This window comes from Sphingobacterium multivorum (assembly GCF_039511225.1).
Lineage (GTDB): Bacteria > Bacteroidota > Bacteroidia > Sphingobacteriales > Sphingobacteriaceae > Sphingobacterium.
In genome coordinates this window covers 1,185,723-1,202,476 of sequence record NZ_CP154261.1, presented here as the reverse complement: position 1 = coordinate 1,202,476, position 16,754 = coordinate 1,185,723, and the positions used below count along the sequence as shown (strand labels likewise).

Below are 16,754 nucleotides of genomic sequence, written 5' to 3'. Positions count from 1 at the left end.
AGCTCAGTGTACACTGAATAAGCAATGATTAAATACTGTGTAAATACTGATTGAATAGTGGGATTAGATATACGTTGGTATTTGCATGTATCAAGATTAATATTTATCTTAACTATTTATAATCAAGCAATTGCGACGACCATCACAAATAGTTTGAGGCCCAAATTTTCACTCAACGGTCCAACAAAGACGAACACTATGCCGCATAACTTGCTGAAGACCGTTTCCACTTCCTGATCTTGCGGAAATACAGTTGACAGCGAAAGAAATTTCAAGTCTCGTTGGCGAATATAAAAGCGAACAACCGTTGTTTTACAGTTTTTCTAAATAGAAATCATCACCATACACAGTACCGCTCAAGGGTTTATAGAAATAGACCGTAGCCGTAGTATTATTGGCGCCAGTTGTAAAAGTAACCGAATTATTGGAATAGCTGGTCGTACCAATAGTCGCATTGACTGCAGTTCCACCAAAGTTTTTGACGCCGATACTAACAGACTGGCCAGCTGTAGACACTTTGGCGTAGCCACCGAACCGATAGGTCGTATTTGGCGTTAAACCGGTCAGGTATTGTTCAATGGATGTCTCCCCGCCAATTTCGCGGATGCATCTGCTTCCTGTCCGGGCGTCGGTGGAAACGACCGATGATCCTCCACCCCATGTTGTCCATGGATAGATGGTACCACTTTCGAAATCGCCATTGTTAAATAAAGGTAGCTTATACACACGTACATAATCAACCTGCATACTAAAGGGCAGGTCAGCATTTGTGATCGCTCCTGGCCATCCAGCTCCACCAGCCTGATTTAAAATCAGATAAAAAGGTACGTCAAATGGCCATTGTTGCGTTCCGCCACCAGAAACCCTTGCGTAGGTATACTGCAATACATTGTTGACGTAAAATCGAATGTCGTTAGGACTCCAGATCATCGTATATAAGTTGTAATCTGTCGTATTATAAGTGGCCGCTTTTGAAGCGGTGCTTCCACCATTTGCATTGGTAACCGAGCTATTATGGATCGTATGATACATCACACTTTCGTTGTTGACATGCTCCATAATATCAATTTCACCACAGGCTGGCCAGCCTCCATACGCCGTAGCCGGTTCGGGCATCATCCAAATCGCAGGCCAGGATCCTCTTCCTTGTGTAAACTTAGCTCTCACTTCAACTTTACCATAAGTCATACTAAATTTTCCCATCGACTTAACTCCACCCGCATGATAGGCAACAGGATCGCCGGCTACAACAGCATTATCCATACGCAATACAAGATTGCTCCCGTCTTGGGATGCATAAGCCGGCAAGGAGGTCATATACTTATTCCATGCGACAGTGCCCCTGTCTGCATAAGACCATTTTGTGGAATCAAATCCCCCGTTACTATTAAACTCATCCGACCAGATCAGTTCGTAATCTGTTGTCGCTACGGCAGTAGCATTGAATAGCTTAGTCGAGGCCTTTGCCTTACTGACTTCCGGAATCGAAGTTTTTGTTGTTGTCGAATCTTTTTTGCAAGCAAAAATAGACAGGCTAGTTGCGATTAGGCTCAACACCAGCCAAAATTTGGTTTTTCTCATTTAGTTTTGGATTATTGGTTTTATTTTAAGTTTATAGCGTTATTTGACAGCCTGTGGAGCAAGCTGCATTAGAAACGAAGATTCATTTTTTTCTTTCATTCCTTCCTGTTTTAACCAAAAGGAAGAAATGAAAGAAAATGTGTATTATTTCCATAACACGATATGCCTGATTATTTAAAATTTACTGGCAGAAAGACAATTTTGCTGTAATTCTCTTTTTCAAATAGAACACCGAGTTTATTTTTATTTAAAAGTACTAAATCGGAATAAGCAGCATAATCCCCTTTCACACCTTCGGGAGCTTTGGCAACGACCTGATTGAAATACCATGTTTTGCCCTGATCTTTACTTAAACGAACGGTTAGATTGTCCCGTCTATGGGTTGATGCAGCATTACAGACAGCCAATACATATTTCCCTTTCTTTTGCCAGGAAAGTACCGAGCCCTGGTTGACTGGATCGGCCAGATTTTTATCATAATAGGTTGTATCCCAACTGACACCACCATCACTGGAATAGGACACAATCCTCGATTTTACGTTACCTTGTTGATTACGGGAATTCATATACAGTCCTGTATGCGATATTTGCGCGGCCATGGTTTCATTTGATCCTTCAAATTTCACGCTCGCCCCTATCTTGAAGGTCTTTCCATGATCGTCCGAGTAATACGAATGCGCAAAATAGTCCTTACCATTTTCTTTCGGATTTCCTTCAGAATGGTTAGCAGGAATATAAATGCGTCCTTTATACTTACCAGAATCAAATTGTAAAGCATGCCCAGGTGTATTCGCATAGGTTCGCCAATCGTCCTTAAAGGTATATTGCGCATTCACTGACGGTTGATTGGGGCGATGTGTCTCAAGCGTAATATTCTGTGGCTTGGACCATGTTTTACCGCCATCGGATGAACTAATTGACCAACATTCCCGCAGGCCATTCCCTTTGCGCACTTCTCCCTCATGATTATTTCCCGTATTGTAAAAAAGTAAGAGACGTCCTTGAGGATATGCTGGATCCAATAGATCAACTACAGGTGCCGGATTTCCGACCTGTAAATTATCGTTGTCCACAGCGACTTGCAATGGCCCCCAGGTCTTTCCATTATCCTTACTGGTTTTATAAACAATATCCACATTACCAAAATCGCCAGCATGATCCACCCGACCTTCGGCAAAAGCGATTAACTGCCCATTTTTATCCTTTACAATGGCAGGTATGCGATAGCTTTTATAGCCCTCTTCGCCTGAAACAAACACATTCACTTCCTGTGCATGGCAGATACTGGCTAACATTGCAAATACCACCATTGTTCCTAATTTCTTCATATCGATATAAGTTTATTGTTACTTTTCTTTAAAAATTTCATCTGCATTCATGCATTGTGATATACGATTTACTGCTCTCTTTCAATCGGGAGGCAGGTAAACATCCATTTTAGTGGATTTTTCCAGTCTTTCCCTTGTAATTTCCCCACGGGCAGTTTGACTACAATGGTATTCCAGCCCTTGCGCAATTGAATCATCGTAGGACTTCGGTAACTGTATCCCTCATCAATTAAGGGGACTTCCAAGTCTCCTTTTTTGCCCGCCTGTTGCCAATCTGGCGGAAGCACTTTATGTCCATTGACCCAAAGTGTGCTCATTCGATCGTCCCAGGTCCCCAAATGTGGTGAATCACTGGCATACGAACGCGAGAGATCATTAAAACCGATCCAAAAACCTTGGTTGCCCCCTTTTTCACTCCACACTTTGCTCAGGGCATACACGGTACTATTTTCAAGTGGACGATCAATCGCCCCCTCGACAACATCAGCCCACCAATGGCGCAATACAATGGTACCTCCGTAAAACTCGCCGATCTTTTTCAAAGCGTTAAAATCTCCCGTAGCTTCATTTTTTAAGGCCATACCCAGATCGCCTTTATTTTCCACAGGCCCGTATAATATCCATTTTTGCCTACTTTGTTGGTGGTAGGGAAAGATAAGACCATTAAAATACAGTTGTTTATGTGCAAGTAAACGCTTTTCAAATTCGACAAAATCAGCCAATCCTTTCACATCCGTTTTGATATTACTACGCCATGCAAAATCCCCTTCGCCTCGCCAGCTGCGCTCCGCAAACGTCAATAAAGCGGGGTAAACTCCATTTTGACGAAATAGATCGTTTTCATTCTTCACCGCGCGATCGGGCCATGAACATAGCGTCGCACCCATTAACTTTTCATTTTCTGAAGACTGTCCGCCCAACTGCCTATAGAACAAGGTCGTCACCGTTTCTAAAGGATCCATATGATTGATGTACAAGTGCTTTGAATCAATGACTTCAAAAGGCGAATCATTGGTAATAGCCTTTGGACCACCCATCCAAAGCTGCCGGATTGTGTTTGGCTGCAAATTGCCGCCGGGTTCCCAACCAATAGTTTTTAGACCCAAATCCTCCGTCCATGTTGTCATCATCGGTAAAAATTCTTGATTATGAATTTTCACCTCATCCCCCCCAATATGCAGATAAGGTAGTCCCGGATAAGTGTTTGCAAATTCCTTAACCAGTTCCTTGAGGATAGCTATGCCGCTATCGCTCTGCATATCAGTTTTAAAATAACGGCGAAATGCTGCTGAATGTCCCGGCATATCAATTTCGGGTACAAGTTGGATATGCCGATCACGACAATAGCGAATTAGTTCTTGCATTTCCTCAACGGTATAATACTTTCCCTTCCAACGCTTCATATTCGTCGAGTCGGTCAAACCGGGATATTTTTTGCTGATCAGTCGCCAAGCAATATCCTCGGTGAAATGAAAGTGAAAAATATTCAGTTTATAGCGCGCCATGATATTGATCTGCTCCTTTAGCACATCCATTGACTGAAAATTTCGTCCGACGTCTACCAAGTAACCGCGCCAGCGAAAGGAAGGATAATCGGTAATGGAGCAATAGGGCAACTTGCCATCATTGCCTCTGAGTTGACCCAGAGTTTGTAAGGCATAAAAAACACCGGTACTCGTTCTGGCTTCGATCTGTATTCCCTGTTTATCCACGTCGATCCGATAAGCCTCCAATGATGCCGAAGGTAGATCCAATTCCTGATCACAAACAATGGTGATATTTTTATTCTTGAAGTTGTCGAAAATAACCTGAGTTACATTCCAATCTTTCAACAAGAGGCTTAACATCTGCCTATCAGCATTTGCAACCTCCCCTTTGATATGCACATGGACAAGATCCGGCAAACAATAACGCCCTGTTTTCCAGCTCACAGTATGGGGCATAGGAAGCAAAGGAGGTTTGATTGAATCCGGTAGACAGCGTAAAGGACTGATTAAAATAAGAATAACCAGCAGACCGGATAGCAATGTACATGTAATGGACTTTTGGTGCTCCATAATCTTCTACTTAAGGGAATTAAATTCCTTTAAAATTTGCATACAATACCATTCTTGGCGAGGGAGATGGAAAGGACCTTTAAACAAATTCCCTTTTGCGGTTTGGGCAATCTTCCCATCACGATGGAGGTAACCATACCACTCACCATTGATTTTATCGTGAAAATGATCATAGGCATACTGATTGATCTGCTGATGCCAATTTTTATATTTCTCATTCCCAGTCATCAGGTAAGCGAGTAATGTTGCGATAATCGTTTCATTCTGCGGCCACCAAAATTTCATATCTTGCCAATATTCTTGTACTGGCTTTCCATAGACATCTCGAAAATAGAGTATACCACCATATTCTTTATCCCAGCCCCGTTCCCACATATAATCCAACATACGACAGCCTAGATCAATCAAATGCGGATCGTTTCCTCGGGATCTAGCTTCATGTAGGATAAACCAAGCTCCTTCGATAGCATGTCCGGGATTGAGTGTACGACCGTCAATATGATCGACAATTTCACCTTCAGGTCCTACTTGTTCCATCACGCAGCGAATATCGTCCTTAACAAAATCACGTTCAATCTGTGCGATACAATCACTGATGACACGATCACAACGCGGATCCCCAATGGTCTCACGAATCTGCTGTGCCGTATTGATCATAATCATCGGCACACCTATTCCCTTCATTGGCCTTGTGGCTTCATACTTTGGTTCGATCAATTTTTCTCCATTTGCATACGCGAGGCAAATTCCCAGCAGATGTCGTGCTTCATCTGCTATCTCCTCGTCTCCAGTCGCTTTTGCATAGGCTGCAAAGGCGATTGCCGCGAAAGTCTCCGAAAAGAAATAGCGACGCATACGAATAGGATCGCCTAGGCGGTCAACATGAAAATACATTTTTCCATTAGCGTCAAAACAATGCTCTTTCAAAAATTCATAGCCGATTCGGGCTCCTTCCAGCCATTCCTCTTTTTGTTCAACCGTATTGTAAAGTGTGGCCAGCAACCAGCATGCCCTTCCCTGTATCCATACGGCTTTATCGGTATCTATCAAAGTCCCATCCTGATCGCGCATGAACAAATATCCGCCATATTCATGGTCAATAGACCGTGGAAACCAAAATGGTACAGTGTCTTTTAAAAGCTGATCACGATAGAATACTTCCAAATCCTTCAAGTAATCCCTGTCTATTATTTTTGCGGTATCTTTTATACTTATCTGTTTCATGTGTTTTACTACTTACATCAATTCATTTCTATTTATTGAATCGTCAAAGCGAAAGTGGATACCGGTGTTCCAATTTCATTTTGAAGATTTGCTCTACTGAATGGTTCGAATCCATACAGGATTTTGGTGATTTGGAAATTCGGTTTAACGATCTCGATGGTATTATCCGATACGATATTTGTGCTTACATTGAAAATCCTTCCTTTATTGTCCATCAGCTGAAACCCTCTTACCGCTGTATTTTCCTGAGTTTTTAATTTTTTACAATGATCAAATATCAATACCAGCTTATCCTCATGAAGTGTACAACTGACCGGATCAGGATGATCAGCATTCAGTTCAACGTTATACAAGTGTTTCTGCACTAAATTTGCCAAGCGCTGGCCTACTGTAATCTTTTCACGGGGATGTACATCCAAAGAATCACCTACATCGAGCGTTACGGCCATGTATGTACCTTTAATACCCTTCTCCAATAAGCGTTGTGCGTTTCTAAAATCTCCCCATGAAGGCCTGTCTATACTGGAGAGCTGCGCGAAGAAAAAGGGCAGTTCTTGGTGAAAATTCTTCCGCCAGGAAGAAACCAATGTTTTAAAAAGACGTTCGTAAAGTTCTATATTATGCGCATTGCTTTCACCTTGATACCACAGTATTCCTTTCAACCCGGTGTTTAACCATTTGCTGACGCCAGCTTCAAAATTGTAAGCTGGTTGATACGGATGACGTTGATTTTTAACGTTCGAACCAGCGAGATTCTGACCCGCACGTTCCCGACAGAACTCCTGCACAAAATCAGATTTTTGCCAGTTATGAATATAAGAAGCCAGCAAATCATCGTTTTCCAATGATTTACGGTCAATCCACGATTCGGTATTGGATCCACCGACAGACAGATCAATAATGCCAATCGGAATATGTTGTTCTCTGGCTATTTGTTCAGCAAAAGCATAAGCTACTGCGGAGAACTGTGCTGCTTCATCTTCATTCGCTTGCCTCCAGCTGCCGTTGAAATAGGCCAAATCGTTTACTTTTTTAAAGCTCGCGGTATCCCATGCAACGGCATTGGTCTCCACAAGATTTTGACATTTAAAAAGCCGCAGATGCTGTATTCTGCCGGCATTTCTGATCAACGAATCACTGTTTGTGGCACGGCGAAGTTGAAAAGCCATATTCGATTGTCCCGAAGCGAGATATACATCACCAAAAAGAATATTTTTCAACATTACTTTCTGTCTGCCAGAACTCACTGCGATTTCATAAGGTCCCCCAGCTTCCATTTTGGGTAACTTGATTTCCCAGGAACCATCAGGATTGACTTTAGTCTTATAGCTTTTCTTATTGAAAACGATGTTGATCTCAGCGGCAGCAGTACCCTTACCAAAGATGCTATTCTCCCAATTACGCTGGAGCACCATATCCGAACCGATGGTTTCGGCCACTTGTAGTTTTTGGCTAAGAGGTACCAGTGCATTAGCCACCTGTCTCGCAATCATTGTTGCTCCTTGCTTATTTGGGTGCAAGTAGTCGTCGAAAAGATCTATTCGATACCGAAGCGGGGTGTTGAGATCAATCAGTCCGACTTGATTGTTTTGAGCAATCTGAGGAATCAATTCCTGAATCTGGTTGTACCAATCGCGGGTTCCTGAGAGAAAACGCGGATGACCGCTAAAAATAGGCGTCAATCGACAGATGTAAATTTGCATTTTGGGATTAACGGATCGTATGGAATCAATCAAATCCGCGTAATCTGATGCAAAGGAGTATTTATAATTTGGCCAGTTTCTCGGATCGGTATCATTGAGTCCCAAATGTATAATGGCAACATCGGGTTTAAAATCCAAGGCCTTCTTGTATTCCTCTGTTTTAAAATAAGGTCTATGCCCCTTACGTAAAAGAGTGGCTCCTGAATGGCCAAAATTACGTACTTCAAACCGCTGACCCAACAATGACTGAAGCTGCCCTGGATAAGAATCCAGCCTAGGATTGCCGAGGCCATAACCAAAGGTTACGGAGTTACCAATACAAGCTACCTTTGTCCGGGGCTGTCCCAAGGAAATTAAGATGGAAAGGATCAAACAAAAAAGTAGGCCTCCTTTTTTTGAAATACTGATAAGCATTATGTCGATGAAGGGTTTCATATTCATGATCTATTCATTCAAGAGATAGCTGCGGTTACTTTTCCAGTGTTTTCGGTTTAAGAAATACGATTTGCAAGAGCAGTGCTAACAGTACCGCAGCCCCCAATAATGCAAAGCCTAAGCCAAAATGGCCTTCATCCTTAAATCTTCCCAGCCATTGTGTGATGACAGCTCCAGCAAATACACCTACCATATTCATAAAGCCATAAGCGGTTGCCCGCAAATTTTTGGGAACAACCTGACAAAGAATAGGCATATTGTTGGCATCGAAAATACCAAAGCCAATTCCAAAACAGACTGCCGCCCCCACAACTGCAGGTAGGGTCTGACCTAACCCTAAAAACAATAAAGCCGGTATAGTCAGTCCAAGGCCAATGGCACTGGTATAGATGCGACCTCGGATATGCTTTTGCACCCATCGGTCACTGAGTATTCCGCCGACGATAACCCCGATAAAGGATGAGATCGCAATTGTGATTGTGGACAATGGACCTGCACTGGCCATTGGAATATTTAGGCTATCTGCAAACAATGTTGGCAGCCAATTTTTGATAGCCCAGCCAGGTAAGCTTGGAGCGGCGAAATAAAACAATAGAATCCAGAATGCTACATTGGAAAATAGCAGCAGTAAGCTTTTAGAGAGGGGTAATTGATCTTCTGAAGTACGCTCATCAGTTGACGGTTCGTGTTTCTTCTCCAGGAGCAAGACTGCAAGTAGGAGGGCATAACATATTCCGATAATTCCAAACCAATGAAAAGCGGTATGCCATCCTTTTGAAGCGGCCAATGTTGCACCAAAACCGCCCAAAGCCTGCCCCGTATAGAGTCCTGTCATATGTAGCCCAATGGCCAGCGATCGATTTTTTCCAGTATGGTAATCGGCAATCAAGGAAAGGGCTGTCGGGATATACAGCGCTTCACTAAACCCCATAATAGCCCTTAGTACCAATAGTGTTGTGTAATCGTGCGCCATCCCCATACCATAAGTTACCGCTGACCAAACAAAAAGACTACCTACGATCAGCCATTTTCTATTGCTACGATCGGCAACGATACCCGCTATCGGACTCATAAGACCATAGATGTAAAGAAACACGGCCATCAATACACCAAAAGTCTCAGCACGCTGCAATTGTGGAATATCGACCTGCATGGCTTCGCGCATAGTTGATAGCATCTGCCGGTCCATATAATTCAGCAGAGCGACCCCCCAAAGGAGTGCTACAACGAGCCACGGGTAAAAAGATTTATGTCGTAAAGAAGAGATCATCTTAAGCTTTATCAGGGTTATATGAATTTTTTATATCTTATTTTTTCAATCCTATTTATTAGAAAATGTTGCTACTAAAATCTCAGGAGTACGAACGCCTGCCTTAATTTCGCCGCTAGGCAAAATGATCATGTCGTCCCAGACCACCGCTGTCGTGGTCACCGCCCCATCCGATGGCAGATCCGCCATCCGGCTCCATTTTTTAAGATTCAAATCATAGCGCCATATTGCTCTACCGAAACCAGGATGATTGATTTGCAATTTGTTTTTAGCATCAATAAGTTGCTGTCTCTTCGATGGATTCACTTCCTTTTTAGCGTCAAAGATCAACGATTCCACCCGATGGAAGGTATCACCCCGATCTGCGCTCAGCAACCATATTCCTTGGTCGGGTAATAAACATGCGGTTCCTGCCGCAGCAGGAAAAGGAATGTCCGCCTGTTTAGACCAGGTACGACCATCATCGGTAGAGCACCATAGTTCATGGTATAACGTTGAAGGACCCTGCGAATTCCCCTTTCTTCCACCCAGTAGATAAAGATTATTTTGGTTATCAGACAACAATTGTACATGGGAGACGGCATAGGGTAATTTCCCCACACAGCCCCATCCTTTTTCAAGATGCGCCAGATCCAATTGCAACACTTGGTCCGATACCGTATCCTGCTTTTCACCACCGACGATGACGAGTTTATTCCCATGAACTACCGCTCCCATATTGGCAAGCGGAAATGGGAGATCCGGAAAGTCTGACAGCGAAATTTTCTTGTTAGAGCCATCATATTTAATTAGTCTACAAGCAGCTGTTTTTCCTTCAGGAGTCTCTCCACCGATAACCAGCAATCCATCGGGTAGACTCAGGCTGGCAGCGTATGCAACCGCCATAGAAAGACTATCCTGCGCTGCTAAGCGTAGTCTTACCCCTTCTTTTCTGTAAATAAATACTTCTTTTTGGATCTCTTTCGCACCACCTTCCCAAGGTGGTAAATGTGGGAAATTCGCTCCACCGGCAATCAGGAGACAATTGCCCGTAACACCAGCTATTGGTCCTGCCAGACCAATATGCGTCTTTCCATCTTGCATAGCCGGCAGCGTAATGCCTTTATGCCATTCCAATTGACCAACTTGCGCATCAACAGCACCTGTAAACAGTATTCCCACGATAACTCCCATCCAATGTTGTTTTGTCATATCTTTTTATTGTTGAACATACACGCCAAGCTATTCTTAGTTATCTCCTGAGGGAAACACGTTAGCCCACAAGAACAAGTGAGCTGACTTAATGTGCGCAAAAACCCTGAAAGCCAACTTTTACCGCATCTTCCGTAAACAGTTCAAACTGCTCAACAGACATATTTTTCACGGGCAGTCTAAAAGCTCCGCAGTCAAGCCCAATTAATTTCATATACGCTTTCCCTACTGAAATACCACCGTACTTCCCTAACAATGTGATCATATCGATAGATTGCTGCTGCAAAGCATTCGCTTTGTCAAGCTCTCCCTTATCATAAGCCTCCATAAGATCAAGGTATAAAGGTGCGGCGTAGTTATAGGTACTTCCGACAGCTCCTTTGTTACCTAATACTAAGGCGGACAGCATATTCTCATCTCTTCCCCATAACATATCATACTTGCGATCTGCGTAATTCATACAGCTTAGAAAATCCATAAAATCTTCGTGTGTATATTTGATTCCCTTAAAATTGGGTATCACCCCATCAATCTGCTTCAACAGGTCGATCATCTGGAAATTTCCGCCGGTCAATACAGGAATATGATAATAATAGAAAGCCGTATTCGGTGCCGCTCGTGCAATTTCAACACAACATTTTGCCAATTGATCCACATTAGCAGGTTTGAAATAAGATGGCGCAGTAAATGACACGACATCGACCCCTGCTTGCTCGGCCAGCCCGGCCAATTGTTGGCATTCTTTGATATTTGTTCCCCCCAGAAGCATCATGAGTGTAAATGCATCATCCTCTTTTGTCAATCTGGCCCAAGCCGTCATCACTGCAACTTTTTCCTCAAAAGTCAACGACACCCCTTCTCCGGTAGAGCCACAAATAAAGGCACCCGTGACGCGGTTGCGCTTTAACATCGCATAGTATTGCGGAATCAGCTCAAGATTCAATTCTCCGTTTTCATCGAAAGGAGTAAATGGCGCTGCAATTAATCCTGAGATTTTTTGATTTAGCATATGGTATTTTATATAAAAAGTTAACAATATCCTGTCTCAGACCTTCGCGTGGGATTAAGACAGGCTATTCGTTTTTAGGTTCCCTTATAACCTGGATTTTGCTGATCATTTAATTTGGGATCTACAGTAAGTGTCCCCAAGTCTATTGGCCATAAGATTTTGTGTTTCTGACCATCAATATTGTTCAATACGCCGACTAAGTTCAAATCTTTACGAAACACCAATGGTTTTCCAGCAGAATCCTGCATGCGTCGCAAATCGAACCATCGCTTGCCCTCGGACACAAATTCCTTTGTACGTTCATAGAAGATCGCTAATTCGTTTGCCTCAAAACTGCTATTTATAAACAAAGGTGCTTTTCCAGCGTAGGCACGATTACGTACAGCCATGATTTCAGCAGTTGGATCCTCTCCCAATTTATTCTTAATTTCCGCCAACAATAAATAGGCTTCCGATAGACGATAAACAGGATAATCATCAGAATAGTTACGAACGCCGTCTATCAAAGTTCCCAAGAATTTTCTAAATACTATGGCAGATGTATTTCCTTTATTAAAATTAAGGAATGTTGCATTTGCCCTCGTATCAGCCTTTTCATATAATCTATAGAGGTCCATTTTATACTCGTAACGGATCAAACCCGTGGATCCAGTCTGAAGAGGATCTTTTGGAATTGCCTGCCCATTATCATCTACATAGCCTGTAATATCATCACTTGCCGCATAAATGAAATTACTGAAAAATGAAGTCGCTTCTCCATTTAGGTAACGAAGTACAAAGATCATTTCAGCATTACCTTTCATCGCTGGTACACTGGCAGATTTAAAGGCCTCTGCAAAATTGCTGACAAGCGTATATTTAGGAATTACTTCTTCTATAGCGGCTTTTGCAAGTTTTAATTCCGCAAGACTATTCTCTGGGGCCTTTCCATCCACATCAACTTTGGCCGACCATAAATATACCTCCGTTTTTAACATTTTTGTTGCCGCCAAAGACCATTGTGCTTTTTGATTTTTAGTCTCGTAGTTTCCTGAAAACGATTTTTCCGATTTATCAACTTCCGATTTGATAAAGTCTAAGGTTTCTTTCTCCGTTTCTGTTCGCGCCTTATATGCTTCTTCTGCCGAGGTCGGGGTATTAATTGCTGCTTGTGGTTCTGTCACCAAAGGCACCCGACCATAAGTTCTAAACAAATAGAAATAATAAAAAGCACGCAGTCCGTAGGCTTGCCCCAAATAGTAGCCCTTTTGCACATCTGTCAAATAATCGGCTTTCTCAACCTGATAAATAAAATTATTTACCTGAAAAATTGGCGCGTACAGTCCAGCCCAGCCCGATATGCCAGGAGAGCTTTCACGAATATCCTGTGTAATTATACCTGCTGAGTTCAATGATGCTGTTCCTGTAAAACTGGTACCATCTCGTAAGGTTCCCCCACGCAGTTCACCCAAATTCCATAAGTTTTGCTGTTGTCCACGCAACTGAGTATGAAGTCCCAACATAGCTCCAGCGACCTGCTCGTTGCTTTTCCAGAAACTCCCGCTGGCAAAGTAATCCTCGGGACTAAGGTCCAAGTCAATTTCTTTACAAGAAGAAAACAGAAAAACTACAAGACCTATATATATAAATATCTTTTTCATAATTTGGAATTAAAATGTTAATTGAAGCCCAAGTATAAATGTTTTAGGAAGAGGGTATCCGCCTCCATTTTGTCCTACACTTCCACTTTCAGGGGAGAACAATGTATTTTTTGACCAATAGTGTAAATTTTGGCCTGTGGCGGAGATGCTTAAATCTTCCATTTTTAATCGGTTAGCAATGGATTTAGGCAATCGATAAGCGACATTAATCTCTCTAAAAGCCAGATAATTTCCTTTATTATAAAACATGCTACTTTCCCGACTCGTATTATTTTTAAATAATTGATCTGCCCAATAATAAGTCGGATATTTTGCATTTGGATTTTCAGGTGTCCATGTATCAAATACACTTGTTGTCGTATTGAATGTTCCCTGCATCATTCCAAGAAACCAGGCTCTCGGTCCGTCATAAGCAACATAGCCCAATGCGTAATCAAAACGGGTACTCAAGCTAATATTCTTCCAGCGTAAAGCTGCACCAAATCCACCCGTCCATCTCGGTACTGTATTTCCCATATACACCCTATCATAAGAATTGATTATACCATCTCCGTTTACATCCTTCCACATAACATCGCCTAAAGCTAATGGGTAGTATAAATTCTTCTCACTGCTGGACAATGCATTATAGACATCCGGATGTACCAATGTACGCGCACCGATCAGATCTTTCAATTGCAAGGCGTAGCTATCCAACTGTTCTTTTGTCCGAATGATCCCGATGGCTTCATAGGCATAAGCAACGTTCGGGTCTTGCCCCTCCTGATTGCCCCCTACCCAAATGAGTTCTTTGGATTTTGGATCATAAACCTGTAAACCGCCTTGTCTGTTATTTTCAACGCCATTAAAAGGCAATTTTAAGATCTTGTTCTTATTATACGCCGTATTCCAATTAAAGCTTAGATCCCAATCTTTCCTTCTCAGCATTTGATAATTCACCCCAATTTCGACTCCCTGATTCTGCATATCGCCATTGTTGGTCGTAATTGTAGTAAACCCGGCTGAAGCTGGTAATGATAAACTTGCAATCTTATCTTTAGTCGTCCGATGATAATAGGCAAGACTCAAATCAATCTTATTTAAGATTCTGGATTCAAGTCCGACTTCTTTTGTAATCAAACTCTCCCATTTGAGGTTTGGAATTGAAAGCGTAGACATGGTGTACCCCACCTGCCCATCATACTTGTTTGTGCCATATGAACCTTGAAGTGTATAGGATCCGATTCCACTGACATTCCCATTCCCTCCATAACTAGCGCGTAATTTTAACGTATTTACGACTTTATCAGTGCCTAAATAATCCTTCAGGAAATCTTCACGGTGTAGAGCCCAACCGACTGAAACTCCAGGAAAGGTTCCCCATCGATTATTTAGCAATGTCGAATAACCATCTCTACGTGCAGTCAATGTCAAAAGGTATTTTTCTTTATAGTCATAGTTTACGCGTCCAAAATAGGACATGATACGTTGTCGATCATGGTATGAATCGATACTTCTTTTATTGGCCTCTGGACTCGTTAATCCAAGATCCATAAAGTCGTCTGTTGGAGCTCCACTTCCCGCAGCTGTAAATCCATTGTTATACGTATCGAAAAATTCCGACCCCAACATCGCGTCAATATGATGCGAACTCGCGATTTCAGTTCTGTAATTTAAAACTGCGTTATAGGTTTGATTATATATTTTATCATAGGAAGCCGAGGAATTTCTTGTGCGAACATAATTTCCTGGGCTGGCTATATAATCCTTATTAAAGGACTCGGAAGTAGACTGGTTAAAAAACCAGTTACCACTGACGCGTAAGCTAAGATTCTCCAAAAAATTAATTGTAAAAGCTTGGGTAAGCGTAAGCTTCTGATTTAGATTTTTACGTATGAACTTATCATCATTTACCAGAGGGTTCCCATCTTGATAATCACGACCAACGAGCAGATCTCCATTGGCATTTGTACCACGCATTGTTGGAGGGGCTCCCAGTGCCCGCGTCATATAGTTTGCTTCTCCGTTAATAGCGTCACGCCATTTCGTATACGCGAAATTCACCCCTGACAATGAATGTAGCCAAGGTTTAACTTTATATTCGCCATTTAACACAAAAGTTGTACGATCATAAAAAGTATTGATTGGCATCCCTTTCTCGTTATACTTCCCCACGCTTCCATAATATTTACCTTTATCGTTCCCACCTTGTAAAGCGATATTATAATCTTGCGTCAAACTAGCATCACGAAGTGCATATTTAGCATAGTCAAAATCCTTAAAAATTAGTTCTTTTCCAGTTACAGGATCAATCATGGTCTGCCATCCCTGTTGCAACAATTCACGATTGGTATCATCGAGCAACATGGTACTCCACACGGCATTGCTGGTAAGATTACCATCTAGGATATTTCCCTTATCATCCTTATATTTATTTCCTGTACCAAAGGGCCCCACACTTGTTAATTGATTCAACTGAGACGGTTGATATTGCCCCGATACCTGAACACCTTTTCTACTCCAGTTTAAGTAATCTTTGGCACTTAGGAAATCAAAAGGGTTGTTCAATTTATTGACACCAACTTTAGACGACAATGTAATATTGGAAACACCTTCTTTTCCCCTTTTTGTGGTTATCAATATCACACCGTTTGCAGCCCTAGCACCATAAATTGCTGTAGCAGAAGCATCTTTTAAGACATCGATCGATTCAATGTCATTTTGATTAATGTCATTAAATCCATTTCTAATCAAGCCGTCAACAATAACCAATGGTGTGCCACCGCCGCCATACGTAGTCCCGCCTCGAAGCACAACCGTGGGTACCGCTCCCGGTCTTCCTGAAGTTTGCTGCACTCGAATACCCGGTATCGTACCCGCCAAAGCAGAAGCTGGGTTCGAACGAACTCCAGTTTCAAGCACTTTTTTATCCAAGCTGCTTACAGACCCCGTTAAATTCGACTTCTTCATTTTTCCATATCCCACCACCACAACTTCATCCATTTGCTCAACCTTGGACTCGAGTTTGATATCCAATTGATTTAATTGTCCAACTTTTACTTCATACGGTCTATACCCCGTAGACGTGATGATTAATACCGTATTGGGATTCGTACTGATCGAGAACGTTCCATCAGCGTTTGTCTGCAAAGATTGGCTGGATCCTTTGACTTTTACAGTCACATTGCCAAGCAATTCCCCTGTCTTTGCATCGGTAATTTTTCCCCGCACGGCATGGTTTTGTGCTTGCGCTAGGAGCATGTTGCCCATCAAAATAGACAGGCTGAGAAGGGTTCGCAATTTTAGGTTTGAATACATATTGGTTTGTATTAAGTAT

The 16,754-nt window shown here is 42.3% G+C and carries 10 protein-coding genes; all 10 read right to left on the bottom strand.

From position 1 onward, the window contains the following. Positions 1–312: 312 nt before the first annotated feature. The 10 genes from AAH582_RS04845 to AAH582_RS04800 all read right to left on the bottom strand — a co-directional run bounded on the left by AAH582_RS04845 (position 313) and on the right by AAH582_RS04800 (position 16,735). Positions 313–1,581, bottom strand: a complete 1,269-nt coding sequence (locus tag AAH582_RS04845) for a family 16 glycosylhydrolase (RefSeq protein WP_343321344.1) — start codon at positions 1,579–1,581, stop codon at positions 313–315. 170 nt (positions 1,582–1,751) lie between these two features. Next, on the bottom strand, positions 1,752–2,909 hold the full coding sequence (locus AAH582_RS04840) for a sialidase family protein (protein WP_286752428.1): 1,158 nt from the start codon (positions 2,907–2,909) through the stop codon (positions 1,752–1,754). A gap of 68 nt (positions 2,910–2,977) precedes the next feature. Next, a complete protein-coding gene (locus AAH582_RS04835) occupies positions 2,978–4,966 on the bottom strand; it encodes a family 20 glycosylhydrolase (RefSeq protein WP_343321343.1) in 1,989 nt (662 codons plus the stop codon). 6 nt (positions 4,967–4,972) lie between these two features. Beyond that, entirely contained in the window at positions 4,973–6,190 is a 1,218-nt protein-coding gene (locus AAH582_RS04830) for an AGE family epimerase/isomerase (protein ID WP_343321342.1), read from the bottom strand. 32 nt (positions 6,191–6,222) lie between these two features. Then, positions 6,223–8,334, bottom strand: coding sequence for a GDSL-type esterase/lipase family protein (locus AAH582_RS04825; RefSeq protein WP_343321341.1), 2,112 nt, complete (start codon positions 8,332–8,334; stop codon positions 6,223–6,225). Between the two features lie 28 nt (positions 8,335–8,362). Next, complete coding sequence (locus AAH582_RS04820) at positions 8,363–9,598, bottom strand: MFS transporter (RefSeq protein WP_343321340.1); 1,236 nt, start codon at positions 9,596–9,598, stop codon at positions 8,363–8,365. Positions 9,599–9,649: 51 nt separating this feature from the next. Continuing rightward, positions 9,650–10,789 carry a hypothetical protein gene (locus AAH582_RS04815; RefSeq protein ID WP_343321339.1) on the bottom strand — a complete coding sequence of 380 codons (1,140 nt, stop codon included), beginning with the start codon at positions 10,787–10,789 and terminating at the stop codon, positions 9,650–9,652. A gap of 88 nt (positions 10,790–10,877) precedes the next feature. Further along, positions 10,878–11,798, bottom strand: coding sequence for a dihydrodipicolinate synthase family protein (locus tag AAH582_RS04810; RefSeq protein WP_046673939.1), 921 nt, complete (start codon positions 11,796–11,798; stop codon positions 10,878–10,880). A gap of 74 nt (positions 11,799–11,872) precedes the next feature. Beyond that, entirely contained in the window at positions 11,873–13,438 is a 1,566-nt protein-coding gene (locus tag AAH582_RS04805; protein ID WP_343321338.1) for a RagB/SusD family nutrient uptake outer membrane protein, read from the bottom strand. A gap of 9 nt (positions 13,439–13,447) precedes the next feature. Continuing rightward, positions 13,448–16,735: a SusC/RagA family TonB-linked outer membrane protein gene (locus AAH582_RS04800; protein ID WP_343321337.1), complete on the bottom strand. Its 3,288-nt coding sequence runs from the start codon at positions 16,733–16,735 to the stop codon at positions 13,448–13,450. Positions 16,736–16,754 lie beyond the last annotated feature (19 nt).

What these genes read in the sequence shown, in the direction of transcription:
- AAH582_RS04845 (WP_343321344.1), bottom strand. Translation starts at nt 1,581, where the DNA reads ATGAGAAAAACCAAATTTTGGCTGGTGTTGAGCCTAATCGCAACTAGC.
- AAH582_RS04840 (WP_286752428.1), bottom strand. Translation starts at nt 2,909, where the DNA reads ATGAAGAAATTAGGAACAATGGTGGTATTTGCAATGTTAGCCAGTATC.
- AAH582_RS04835 (WP_343321343.1), bottom strand. Translation starts at nt 4,966, where the DNA reads ATGGAGCACCAAAAGTCCATTACATGTACATTGCTATCCGGTCTGCTG.
- AAH582_RS04830 (WP_343321342.1), bottom strand. Translation starts at nt 6,190, where the DNA reads ATGAAACAGATAAGTATAAAAGATACCGCAAAAATAATAGACAGGGAT.
- AAH582_RS04825 (WP_343321341.1), bottom strand. Translation starts at nt 8,334, where the DNA reads ATGAATATGAAACCCTTCATCGACATAATGCTTATCAGTATTTCAAAA.
- AAH582_RS04820 (WP_343321340.1), bottom strand. Translation starts at nt 9,598, where the DNA reads ATGATCTCTTCTTTACGACATAAATCTTTTTACCCGTGGCTCGTTGTA.
- AAH582_RS04815 (WP_343321339.1), bottom strand. Translation starts at nt 10,789, where the DNA reads ATGACAAAACAACATTGGATGGGAGTTATCGTGGGAATACTGTTTACA.
- AAH582_RS04810 (WP_046673939.1), bottom strand. Translation starts at nt 11,798, where the DNA reads ATGCTAAATCAAAAAATCTCAGGATTAATTGCAGCGCCATTTACTCCT.
- AAH582_RS04805 (WP_343321338.1), bottom strand. Translation starts at nt 13,438, where the DNA reads ATGAAAAAGATATTTATATATATAGGTCTTGTAGTTTTTCTGTTTTCT.
- AAH582_RS04800 (WP_343321337.1), bottom strand. Translation starts at nt 16,735, where the DNA reads ATGTATTCAAACCTAAAATTGCGAACCCTTCTCAGCCTGTCTATTTTG.